Consider the following 11,407-nt stretch of genomic DNA (forward strand, 5'->3'; position numbering starts at 1 on the left):
CCTTCCAAGTGTAAACGGCTTTCATAGTCCGTCCTCTGACGATAAACAAAAAAACCTTTCGTTCCTAGAGCGAGCATGTCGCCTAGGGACGAAAGGTTTAGCTTCCGTGGTACCACCCAAATATGTTACACGCCTCACAGCGCATAACCTCATAAGGTTAGAACAAGTAATCGTTCTACCTTGACACATTAACGTGTGTCTTCCGATTTCCCCTAATACGGTACCGCATCATGCGATCCTTTTCAGGGAAACAGCTCCGAGGTGAGCTCGTTGGAAAGGGGTTTTGGCGTCGGTTTCAGCAGTTCCGAACGCTCTCTGGAGCAAAAGAGCCCTTAACACTTCGTCCTCTTCATAGCCGTTCACTTATTAGCTTATCGCTTATTATATGCGTAGCAGTATCAATCGTCAAGAACTAGGTTCAGCTTTTTTTCAAAAAGTTATGTACCTGCCCATTCCGCCTAATCGCGACCCGCTAGCCACCCGCATAGAATAAAGCATCCTATAGGCCAGAAAGCAGGGTGCGTGCCACATGATTCGAGCCAGACGCGCTCGCATCGACGACGATGAGATTATCCGTCTCATCAAGTGCGAGCTCATTCCGCTCTCGTATACAGCCTCTCCACGAGACGCGCAAACGATACGCGAGCTGCCGAGGCGGCTTAGCGATGGTGTAACGCTTGTCAGTTCCCGGACCAAATCAAGCTTGCCCCAAGGCTTCCTCCATTTCTACACGCAGGGCGAACGGCTGCTGCTCGACATGCTCGTCGTTCATCCCCAGCATCGCAACAAGCAGATTGGAACGAAGCTGCTCTGTAAAGCCGAAGAGCATGCCCGGTTAGCAGGCTGCCGTTATGCGACCCTATTCGTCGACTTCTCAAATCCAAGAGCCCAGCGGCTCTATCAGCGGCTGGGCTTTCAGACGATTCGTTCTTATCCTGAACTTCGCTGTTACGAAATGGCTAAGCGTCTGGATCAATAAAAATTGTTATAGCCTCCAAAGCCTGGGCCACCGAAGCCTGGGCTTCCAAAGCCCGGTCCGCATGTATCGCAGCCGCCTGGGCCAACTCCGCCTATACCTCCTACTCCGCCCGGGAATCCACCCGGATAACCTCCTGGATAGCCGCCTGGATAGCCTCCAGGGTAGCCACCTCCCCAGCCGCCTCCCCAGCCGAAGCCGCCGCCTGCAAGCAGGCCGATAACGAGCAGATCAAACAGAACGAGCGGGATGATCGCTCTCGTTCCTGCTTTTTTGTCGGCATCGAGCGGGCTGACAAGAAGTTTGCTATTGTGCGCATGAACGAGCTTGCCTGTGACGACGGAGCCGTCCTTGCGGACCGCATAGATCGTTTTACCAACGAGTTGCTGCACTTGCTGCTCCGTTACGCGCGGGCGCCCATTTTGACGTTGACGTTGACGTTGCATAAAATCACCCCTCTCACCCTAGACTCTTATGCTGCAATGACCTTCTACGGCAATTGACCATTACTGTCATCTGTCTCGAGAGTATAAATGTCGTTGTCTTATACTCTATTCACTATCAACTGATTGCGATTGTACCGTTGTCCCTATGACAACTAACCAAGTGCAACAAAAAGAGCGTCCTTCTGCTCAGCAGAAAGACGCTCTCTATCAAAACGTGTAAGCCTAAGCCTACGCGTTTACTTTTTGTTTTGCAAGGTTTGCAAACGAGTTGAACGAGTTAATGTCGTTCACTGCAAGGTCAGCAAGCATTTTGCGGTTAACTTCAACGCCCGCAAGCTTCAAACCGTACATGAATTTGCTGTAGGACAGGCCGTTTTGGCGAGCTGCAGCATTGATACGAACGATCCACAGTTTGCGGATGTCGCGTTTGTGTTGACGACGGTCACGGTATGCGTAGAGCAGAGATTTCATTACTTGCTCTTTTGCTGTTTTAAACAGGCGGTGTTTCGAACCGAAATAACCTTTCGCTAGCTTCAAAATTCTTTTACGACGACGTGCGCGGACGAATCCGCCTTTAACTCTTGCCATGAGTAGAAACCTCCCGAGTAATATTTATACGAAATTAGATCGTTCTAATTAACCTTTGATGTTTGCAAGGCCTTGTTGCAGACGTTTGTAATCGCCAGTAGCCAGGTTCGGCTGCGTGTTAAGTACACGCTTCTGACGGGACGATTTGCCGGAAAGAAGGTGGTTCTTGTACGCTTTGTAACGGATTACTTTACCAGTACCAGTGATTTTGAAACGGTCTTTCAAGCTGCTGTGTGTTTTCATTTTAGGCATTTGATGATCCTCCTCAATGATTGATTATTAAGTCGCTTTCGGTGCTAGAATCATGATCATGCTGCGGCCCTCAAGCTTCGGTACACGCTCCATGACACACAAGTCAGCAACTTCTGTTGCAAGTCGATCCAGAATCTTCTGGCCAACTGATGCATGTGTAATTTCACGTCCGCGGAAACGAACAGAACATTTCACTTTATCGCCTTCACCCAGAAACTTCACGACATTCCGGAATTTCGTTTGGTAGTCGTTCTCGTCAATGTTAGCCCGGAACCAAACTTCCTTCGTGTCTACGATTTTCTGATTCTTTCGTGCTTCCTTATCTTTCTTCTGCTGCTCATAACGGAATTTGCCATAGTCCATGATTCTGCACACCGGCGGCTTCGCTGTCGGTGCAACGTTCACTAGGTCCATGTTCAAATCGATTGCCAATTGCAGTGCTTCGCGGAAAGGCTTAATACCAAGCTGCTCGCCTTCTGCACCAACGACACGCACTTCTCTGGCCCGAATTTCATCATTGATTTGATGTTCCCTGCTAATAACCTGCCACCTCCAAAAATTATGAATCAAGCAAAACAAAAAATGCGGATCCACATTAGGACCCGCATTCCATTCACCAAGATCGTAGGCTTTCAAAAGCAACTCAACGTTGCTGCCAATTACAATCATCGATCGCGTACCATTCAGCTAAGAGCCGAGTAGGTGAGAAGCGGGTGCTTCTGCTTGTGCGTACACATCTTATGAGGTTGTTCAAGAGATGTTACTGAAATACTATAGCACAGCGCATCAAGTGAAGTCAACCACTAAACTTGTTTGCTCTGCACTTCTTCCAGACGAAGCACGCGCGTATGCTGCGTATGGCTCCATTGCTTGTTGTTCTGCGTGAAGAACGCATAACATGTGATTGGCAGCCACGAAAGCTGGAAGAACACCATCGAGATCAGATGCGCATACATCTTCGGCGACTTGATGCCTTCGAGCGCCATCACGAGCGGGAACATAACTGCCGTCAGGAAGATCGCCAGCGGCGCAACCCAGTTCGGCGCATAATAATAAATCGATGTAAATACATTATGGGCTGGAATGATATTATCCATCCAGAGCATAGCTGTAACGATAAAGCCTAGGAACGTGTTATATACCGAGATCGAGTACAGCGCCGCATCGAACTTCACGAAGCTGCGTTCTTTGATACTTGCCCAGAGCAGCGGGAAGAAATAGCTGCGGGCTACCGTAAAGTGACCTTGCATCCAGCGCAGACGCTGTCTAGCCGACGCTTTGAAGCTGAGCGGCTTCTCGTCATACACTTTGGCATCGTAGTTCAGAACCGGATGGATACCGCGCTTCACGCAGCGCATCGAGAACTCCAAGTCTTCGACAAGGCTTGTTGCGCCCCAGCCCATTTCCTTAATAAGGTTAGTCTCGAAGCACATGCCCGTACCGCCAAGGTAGTTCGCCATGTTCAAGTTGCGGCGGGACAGCTGCCATAGACGGTTACAGTACCAGTACGTGATCGCATACGAAGCGGTAACCCAAGAATCAGTCGGGTTCTTCGTATCGAGGTAACCTTGGATGACCTTGTGGCCTTCGCAAAGGTCGTTGTTCATATAAGTCAGGAAGTCGTTGCCGACCAGGTTATCTGCGTCAAACATCACAATGCCGTCGTATTGGCGCGGCATTGCCCAGAGCTCTTTCAACATCCACTCGATCGCGTGGCCTTTGCCGCGCAGATGCGGGTTTTTGCGCTCCATGGCATGAACGCCCATGCTGCGCGCGATTTCTGCCGTATTATCCGTGCAGTTATCGCAAATAACAAAAATATCGTAAAGTTCTTTCGGGTAATCGAGGTTTCTCAAATTCTCTATCAGCGCGCCAACCACTTGACCTTCATTGTGTGCCGCCACAAGAACCGCGAACGACTTCTGCGGCGCATGCTTCGCTTCCTTACGTTTCCTTACAATACCGAACAACGAAATGACAAATTGATACACGCCGACGAACGCCAAAAAGATTTGAGACACAATAATAATCGTATTGAACATTTACTTGTACTGCCCCCTTGAGACCCCATTTTTATCTTCTCTCTAGTTTTCTGTATACGTCATTTATTCTTGGTGACTGTGGCCGCGGTTTTCTCTGTTTGTATTTTTTCCGCAACCTAAATGATTTTCCACACAATGCGCCTGTTTGTCAAAAGTAGAAATCGCCTCTCTCACGCCAAGAAAACGGAGAAAAGCGCTTGCATTGGGGCTTTACCAGAAAGGAAAGCGAGTTTCCTGCCGATTCACCCGTATTTCATCCATTTACATTCATTCTTGATACTCATTTCTGTAAACGATGCTGGCAGCTGGAAAGTTTCGTCCAATTATCTGCCAATGTGACGAATTGATGAACTAATAACCGGCTGCTGTGCCGCCTGCTCCATGCTCGCAAGCAGCTCCTCGAAAATGGATTCCCAAGACTGTCTCATACTGTGCGCGAGTCCTCTTGCGATCAATCTTTTTCTCAGTTCTTCATCAAGATAGATCCGCTCAAGCGCATCGCAGAATGCATCGGCATTGCCCGGTTCGCATAACAGTCCGTTCCATTCGTGATTGACTGTGTCCACGACACCGCCGCTATCTGCACAGATAACCGGCGTGCCGCAAGCCATTGCCTCAAGCACGACGTTGCCGAACGTCTCCGTTGGCGATGGGAATAGCAGCACATCCGCTGCCGCATACCACTGCTGAAGCTTCGGCATGGCCGTAAAGCCGAGGAACCGCGTGTTAATGCCTTCGCGCGCTGCCAGCTGCTTCATCTGCTGCATCTGCGGACCGTCGCCGGCCAGTACGAATACGGCATCTTTGCCTGTCTCACGCTGAAACTTCGCGAAAGCTGCAACAGCTGTGTCTACATTTTTCTCCGGTGCCATTCTGCCTACATAGAGGACGACAAACTTATCCTCTGCAATCTCTTGCTCTGCAAGCAGTGCAGTACGATCAACAATCGGATGAAAATGCAACGCATCGATGCCGCGCGTCCAGACCGAGAGACGTTCCTCATCCCAGCCGCGCTCGGCAAGACCATGCAAGGTCGAGGCGGATGGAACGAATATACGCCGGCAGTCCTGATGGAACCATTCAAGGTACCTCCATAACATCTTAACCATCCAATGGATATTGTAAAACGCCAAATAACGGTCAAAATGTGTATGATATGAAGCAACGAGCGGAATATGATGTTTTCGGGCGTAATGTACGCCGCAGAGGCCCATGTTGAACGGGGTCGCGACGTGAATCAAGGTGGGCTGGAACTGCTCCAGCGCGCGGCGGATATGGATCGGATTCGGCAGCGTAAAGCGCAATTCCGGATAGAGGAAGAACGGCATGCTCATGAACCTTTCTACGAACGGCGAGGACTCACGTTGTGCGGCTGCTGCGGAATTCGGTGCAAAGACTAGGCAAGGTATATTTTTTCTCCGTAGAAAATGCTCCCACTTCTCAAGCGTACGAGCTACTCCATTGACATCGGGTGCATACGTGTCCGTAAACAATGCAAGACGCATTCCTATCGCCTCCATTTGCATATGCCGCGCGTTCGCGCAGCCAGCTTATACTATCAGTATATTGAGGCTGTATTACCTGCATATCAATTGTTCATGAAGGGACTGTTAAGAAATTCATAATGGCTTATAAAACCGTTGATACGGCGTAAACAATTGTGCGCTACACTCGAACCAAGGCGTACCGTTTACACTTGGGAGGGAAAAGGAATGGTCAATATGATGTTCTGGGTCCTTACACATGATCAGCGCTTATTAATGTGGGCAAACCGCAGGCCGTCGCATCGTGGGTTAGGTTTATGGCTTAGCAGATGGCTAGGAACGATTACGCACACAGGCGGAGCAACATTCACACTTGTTACCGCTTTGCTGATTGCACTGCTCGGATCAGGCTCCTGGAGCACCGCTGGCTGGCAATGCGTAGCCGCTATTGTTATTAGCCACATTCCTGTAGCTATCGTAAAACGAAAGTTCAGCAGGCTGCGCCCGTATCAAGCGATCGCAACTGTAAATGTATGCAAAAAGCCGCTATGCGACTCCTCTTTCCCATCGGGTCACACAACGGCGATATTCGCTTGGCTTATGCCATGGTTATTAGTTGATGCAGCCATGCTTCCGATCCTGCTTCCGATCGCCATCCTCTTAGGCGTCTCCGTAGGCTGGTCGCGGATGTACCTCGGCTTGCATTATCCTTCGGACGTTGCGGTCGGCGCCATACTTGGCTCGTCCACTTCATTGCTGATTTCCGCTGCCTGGTCTTTCATCTGAGCAGCGCGCTTCGCTTCTTTATGCGCTGCAATGGCTTTCTCGCCGATGACGACTTCGACACGGTGAATGTTATTGCCCAGCTCCACGAACTTCGACTCATATTCAGTAAGGACGAGATCGTCCCGCAAGGTTTCCTTATGCAGGTCCAGCGAGATATTCCGCATGTGCAGCTCCATATCCGCAAAACTGTTAAGCGAGAACTCGAACAGCGATTGCGAATCGGTCTTGAAATGAATCTCTCCGTACTCGTTCAGAATCTCCATATATTTGGCCACGAAGCGAGGATGAGTCAATCTTCTGCGCGCATGCTTCGCTTTGGGCCACGGATCGCTGAAGTTCAGATGAATGCGCTGAATTTCGTCCGGCGCGAACATGCTCTCGATGCCCTCAATATTCGCGCGCAGCAGCGCCAGATTCGGCGGGCTGTCTACGCCTTTCTCAGCCCATGCCGCTCTTGCTTTATCGCTGGCACGGCGGATAAGCTCGTCGTACATGTCGACGCCGATGAAATTAATATGCGGATTGCGCACGCTCATATCGCTAATGAAGCGGCCCTTTCCCATGCCAAGCTCAATATAAATCGGATTGTCATTGCCGAAAAACGCTTTCCAGCGGCCTTTATGCGGCGCTGCATCCAGAACGACTAGCTCCGGCTGGGCTTCCAGACTCTCCAAAATGCCTTTTCTTCCTCTAAGACGCATATCAATTGATTCCTCCAGTATCGATCGCAGGTTACCGCGTTTTAACTAGTCCTTATTGTGCCCGAATTCCGCACCGCTTGTAAAGTGTGCGACTGCCAGTGTATAGAAAAATACAAAAAAGCCGTTAGGCGCTTGGGACGCCAACGGCTTATTATCTTCTTGATTAGTTATACAGCTGCGGTGGAGCGCTTTCTTGCGCTTCAAGCAGATCGTGCAGTTTCTTGCGTGCGGAAACTTCAATTTTATGGTTATCGTAGAAACGGATGCCGGCAAGCGACATAAGCTCTTTTCTCGTCAGTTCAACAGTTACCTTCTCGTCACCATTAGGAATTTTCACTTGATTGTTCATTCCTCATCACCTCAACTGGTTTTTTCAAAACGAATTTCCAATTATAAACCTGACATGAAAACTGTTATGGAGAGGGGTTGAAAAGTAGTGTTTTCTTTGTTCTGTCGCCCTTCTAATATAACAGCTCATGTTAGGTATTGCAAGCCCTTTTCTAAAAATAAATCGCTTTCATTCCGCCACTTCTTCCAGCTTGTCCATGCCGCGTTAATAGCCGAGCTCAGGAGGAATTCCCGTTCATCATGGCAATTTGCCCTGATTTTCGTTATGATTGTACATAGTAATTTGACAGATGCAAGGAGCTATGAAGATGAAGGTTCATACCGAAACAGCTGCCGTCTCCGTTACGCCTAGGCTGTGGAACGACAAACGGTTTCATACATGGAATTACGAAATGCGGGATCAATTCGGCGGAAAAGTGTTTAAAGTGATGCTCGATGCCGGGTTCACCTGTCCAAACCGCGATGGCTCGATCGCAACGGGCGGCTGCACATTCTGCAGCGCACGGGGCTCAGGCGACTTCGCCGGCAGCCGGCGGGACGACCTGGTGACCCAGTTCAATAAAATTCGAGACCTGCAGCATCAAAAATGGCCGGAAGCGCAATACATCGGCTATTTCCAGGCGTATACGAATACGTATGCACCTGTCGAGGAGCTGCGGGAGTATTATGAAGCCATTCTCGCTCAGCCCGGCGTAGTCGGATTGTCGATCGCTACCCGGCCGGACTGCCTGCCGGACGATGTCGTCGATTATTTGGCGGAGCTGAACGAGCGCACATATCTATGGGTGGAAATGGGCCTCCAGACGATTCACGAATCGACGTCGGAGCTCATCAACCGTGCGCATGATACCGCCTGCTACGAAGATGCCGTGAAGCGGCTTCGTGCACGCGGCATCCGCGTATGCGCGCATATTATTTATGGCTTGCCGCAGGAAACGCATGAAATGATGCTCGCGACGGGCCGTGCGGTTGCGGCGATGGATGTGCAAGGCATCAAGATCCACCTGCTTCACCTCATGCGCAAGACGCCGATGGTGAGACAGTATGAAGCCGGCCTGCTCCGCTTCCTCGATCAGGATGAATATGTGAAGCTGATCGTCGATACGCTGGAGATTCTGCCGCCGGAGATGATCGTTCACCGGCTTACTGGCGATGCGCCGCGCGACTTGCTCATCGGCCCGATGTGGAGTCTTAAGAAATGGGAAGTGCTGAACAGCATCGACCATGAGCTGGCACGGCGCGAAACATGGCAGGGCCGCCTGTGGGAGGCGCAGTAAATGGGCTTCCTCAGCGTGCTCAGCATGGCGCACAAGCTGGTGAAGGAGCGCGCAGCGAGCGGCGACATCGTCATTGACGCGACATGCGGCAATGGCGTCGATACGCAGTATCTGGCCGAGCTGGTCGGACCGCGCGGGACAGTATATGCGTTTGATATTCAAGCGGAGGCGCTCGAACGTACGCGGCAGCGGCTGGTTGGAAGTGACGAGGCAACTGAGGCGGAGGCTGGAGCTGGGATATCGACGGATACGGCGGTTCGCATGCGCCAGCAGGTTCATCTCGTGCATGCCAGCCATGCTGAGATGGACAAGCATGTCGCAGCGGATGCGCATGGCAAAGTTGCCGCAGTGATGTTCAACCTCGGCTACTTGCCTGGCGCCGATCAGAGCATCATCACGACAACGGATGGGACGATTGCCGCTCTTGAAGCTGCGATCGGCTTGCTGCGCAAAGGCGGCATCTTGACCGTCGTCCTCTATCCCGGTCATGCCGGCGGCGATGAAGAAGCGGATGCGGTGACTCGCTACGTTTCCGAGCTGCCGCAGGCGGTTGCGCAGGCTGTGCTGTACCGAATGGCGCAGAAGGCAGAAGCACCATTCCTGTTAGCGATTGAGAAGCGGTAATGGAAGAAGTATAGGAAGCAGCAGTCTATTATTCTTAGGAGGTCTTTATTCATGGCAGTTCGTAAATTGGAGCATGTTGGCGTTATGGTTAGCAATTTGGATGATTCGATCAGATTCTATACGGAAGTCGTTGGACTCAAATATCTGTATACATTGACGCACACTAACGGCGTTATTCGTCTTGGTTTCCTCGCAGGCTCGGACGGCGAAGAGTCCGAAGTCGAACTGATTGAAGGCTACCCTGGGGAGCTTGCAGAAGAAGGCCGCACGCACCATCTTGCTTTTACAGTGGATGATGTGGAAGCCGAATTTGAACGGATCAAAGGCCTTGGCGTTCCGCTTAAAGATACCGAAATTACGACGCTGCCGAACAGTGCGCGCTACTTCTTCTTCTACGGGCCGGACCGCGAGTACCTCGAAATGTTCCAGCCAGCGAAAAAAGCCTAACAGCAACGGCAACTATGGAGTGGGGAGAGATCTACGATGACACAAGTTTATCCGCTGCAATTTAAACCAGAAATGAAAGAACGAATTTGGGGCGGCCGCGCGCTGCAGCAATTCGGACTCGAGCTGCCGGAAGGCTCGATCGGGGAAGGCTGGATGATCGGCGACCATCCGAACGGAACGACGAAGGTCATGAACGGCGAGCTTGCCGGACTTGGTCTGGACGAGATTCGGGAGAAATACGGACGGGAGTACTTCGGCACGAAAGGCTATGTCGAAGGCGGACGCTTCCCGCTGCTCATCAAACTGCTGGATTGCAACGACGATCTGTCGATCCAAGTGCATCCGACCGATTCCTATGAAGGCTTGCCGAAGGGCGAGCTTGGCAAAACCGAAATGTGGTACATCCTCGACGCCAAGCCTGGCGCGAAGATTATCTATGGTCTCCAAGAAGGCGTAGACCGCGCCGCACTTGCTTCCGCAATCGAAGAAGGCCGCGTCATGGACTGCTTGCAAGAGGTTCCTGTTGAAGCAGGCGATGCATTCTACATTCCAGCCGGCACCGTTCACGCGCTGTGCGCAGGCGTTGTCGTTGCTGAAATTCAACAAAACTCCGACACGACTTACCGCGTGTTCGACTACAACCGTCCGGGTCTGGACGGCAAGCTCCGCGAGCTGCACGTGGAGGACTCTCTCAACGTAACCGCGTATGAAGGCGCAGGCGCTAGCCGAATGAAAACCGATGCAATCGGTGACAATGAGTGGCTGACGATCGCGGAATCGCCGTACTTCATCGTGGAGAAAGGTCTCGTTCGCGCACCGTGGCAGCTGTCCACGACGCCGGAATCTTTCGTCATACTAGTCATTGCCGAAGGCGAAGGCTCGCTGAGCTGGGACGGCGGCAAGCAAGCTGTGAAAGCAGGCGAGTGTTTCCTGCTCCCTGCTAGCCTTGGCGGTTATGAGCTGGACGGTCATTTGACTGTGCTGCGCAGCGTAACGCCTTAATACGGTCTAAACATAGAAGCACCCGAAAGCGCTGATCGGCGCTTTCGGGTGCTTTTCTGCTTGAAGATACCAATGAAACTACTACGTAACCCGCTATGTTGGATAAATCCACGCCTGTTGATTTACCAGTATCTAGGTTATGGGAATGTGAGATGGTTCGCCAAATAGACCACCCATTCGGGAGGCAAAGCAGCAAAGCTGATCAATCGGTCAAACTCAACAAAAGACAACCGTGCACTTGGGTGAACCTGGCTATTCCCTTGCATGTACACGAACTGAAGCAGCACGTACACAATCAATGCGGTGTACAACTGACCATATACAGCGTTCGGTGTCCTTCCAAATAGCGTAGGCACATTCAAATGCTGTTTAATCCACCGGAAAAACACTTCAATTTGCCAGCGTTGTCGGTAGATTTCAGCAATCCGCTCCGC

At 51.2% G+C, this 11,407-nt stretch carries 15 protein-coding genes and 1 other annotated feature; of the genes, 6 read left to right on the top strand and 9 right to left on the bottom strand.

The genetic code is table 11. The features are described from left to right. Window positions 1–529: 529 nt before the first annotated feature. Complete coding sequence (locus A8990_RS13150) at window positions 530–979, top strand: GNAT family N-acetyltransferase (protein WP_116189497.1); 450 nt, start codon at window positions 530–532, stop codon at window positions 977–979. On the opposite strand, the gene A8990_RS32490 is transcribed toward A8990_RS13150, so the two are convergent. The 6 genes from A8990_RS32490 to A8990_RS13180 all read right to left on the bottom strand — a co-directional run bounded on the left by A8990_RS32490 (window position 973) and on the right by A8990_RS13180 (window position 5,809). Continuing rightward, a complete protein-coding gene (locus tag A8990_RS32490; RefSeq protein WP_116189498.1) occupies window positions 973–1,422 on the bottom strand; it encodes a hypothetical protein in 450 nt (149 codons plus the stop codon). The two genes, A8990_RS13150 and A8990_RS32490, sit on opposite strands and share 7 nt — an antisense overlap. Before the next feature lie 228 nt (window positions 1,423–1,650). Continuing rightward, window positions 1,651–2,010 (bottom strand): 50S ribosomal protein L20, encoded by a 360-nt coding sequence (rplT, locus tag A8990_RS13160; protein WP_116189499.1) that lies wholly within the window; start codon window positions 2,008–2,010, stop codon window positions 1,651–1,653. Between the two features lie 48 nt (window positions 2,011–2,058). Then, a complete protein-coding gene (gene rpmI / locus A8990_RS13165; protein ID WP_116189500.1) occupies window positions 2,059–2,262 on the bottom strand; it encodes a 50S ribosomal protein L35 in 204 nt (67 codons plus the stop codon). 27 nt (window positions 2,263–2,289) lie between these two features. Next, complete coding sequence (gene infC, locus A8990_RS13170; RefSeq protein ID WP_245996000.1) at window positions 2,290–2,784, bottom strand: translation initiation factor IF-3; 495 nt, start codon at window positions 2,782–2,784, stop codon at window positions 2,290–2,292. Between the two features lie 48 nt (window positions 2,785–2,832). Then, window positions 2,833–2,993: a sequence feature (ribosomal protein L20 leader region), on the bottom strand. A 72-nt stretch (window positions 2,994–3,065) separates the two neighbouring features. Beyond that, window positions 3,066–4,304, bottom strand: coding sequence for a glycosyltransferase family 2 protein (locus A8990_RS13175; protein ID WP_116189502.1), 1,239 nt, complete (start codon window positions 4,302–4,304; stop codon window positions 3,066–3,068). Window positions 4,305–4,627: 323 nt separating this feature from the next. Beyond that, window positions 4,628–5,809 (bottom strand): glycosyltransferase family 4 protein, encoded by a 1,182-nt coding sequence (locus A8990_RS13180; protein ID WP_116189503.1) that lies wholly within the window; start codon window positions 5,807–5,809, stop codon window positions 4,628–4,630. Window positions 5,810–6,016: 207 nt separating this feature from the next. On the opposite strand from A8990_RS13180, the gene A8990_RS13185 reads away from it, so the two are divergent. Continuing rightward, complete coding sequence (locus A8990_RS13185) at window positions 6,017–6,574, top strand: phosphatase PAP2 family protein (RefSeq protein WP_116189504.1); 558 nt, start codon at window positions 6,017–6,019, stop codon at window positions 6,572–6,574. On the opposite strand, the gene trmB is transcribed toward A8990_RS13185, so the two are convergent. Further along, window positions 6,493–7,275 carry a tRNA (guanosine(46)-N7)-methyltransferase TrmB gene (trmB, locus tag A8990_RS13190; protein WP_116189505.1) on the bottom strand — a complete coding sequence of 261 codons (783 nt, stop codon included), beginning with the start codon at window positions 7,273–7,275 and terminating at the stop codon, window positions 6,493–6,495. The genes A8990_RS13185 and trmB overlap by 82 nt on opposite strands. A gap of 163 nt (window positions 7,276–7,438) precedes the next feature. Continuing rightward, window positions 7,439–7,624: a hypothetical protein gene (locus tag A8990_RS13195; protein WP_116189506.1), complete on the bottom strand. Its 186-nt coding sequence runs from the start codon at window positions 7,622–7,624 to the stop codon at window positions 7,439–7,441. Window positions 7,625–7,931: 307 nt separating this feature from the next. Here A8990_RS13195 and mnmL point away from each other — a divergent pair, with 307 nt between their 5' ends. Genes mnmL through A8990_RS13215 form a run of 4 tightly spaced genes read left to right on the top strand, consistent with a single transcriptional unit; the run spans window position 7,932 to window position 10,973 of the window. Continuing rightward, a complete protein-coding gene (gene mnmL, locus A8990_RS13200) occupies window positions 7,932–8,900 on the top strand; it encodes a tRNA modification radical SAM protein MnmL/YtqA (protein WP_116189507.1) in 969 nt (322 codons plus the stop codon). Next, window positions 8,901–9,524: a tRNA 5-(aminomethyl)-2-thiouridylate-methyltransferase MnmM gene (gene mnmM / locus A8990_RS13205; protein ID WP_116189508.1), complete on the top strand. Its 624-nt coding sequence runs from the start codon at window positions 8,901–8,903 to the stop codon at window positions 9,522–9,524. 51 nt (window positions 9,525–9,575) lie between these two features. Further along, window positions 9,576–9,971, top strand: a complete 396-nt coding sequence (locus tag A8990_RS13210) for a VOC family protein (RefSeq protein WP_116189509.1) — start codon at window positions 9,576–9,578, stop codon at window positions 9,969–9,971. Between the two features lie 36 nt (window positions 9,972–10,007). Next, complete coding sequence (locus A8990_RS13215; RefSeq protein WP_116189510.1) at window positions 10,008–10,973, top strand: type I phosphomannose isomerase catalytic subunit; 966 nt, start codon at window positions 10,008–10,010, stop codon at window positions 10,971–10,973. A gap of 137 nt (window positions 10,974–11,110) precedes the next feature. On the opposite strand, the gene A8990_RS13220 is transcribed toward A8990_RS13215, so the two are convergent. Continuing rightward, window positions 11,111–11,407: transposase (locus A8990_RS13220; RefSeq protein WP_147306804.1), on the bottom strand; the 297-nt coding region annotated here is incomplete at its 5' end.

It is taken from the genome of Paenibacillus taihuensis, assembly GCF_003386535.1.
Taxonomy (GTDB): Bacteria; Bacillota; Bacilli; order Paenibacillales; family Paenibacillaceae; genus Paenibacillus_Z; species Paenibacillus_Z taihuensis.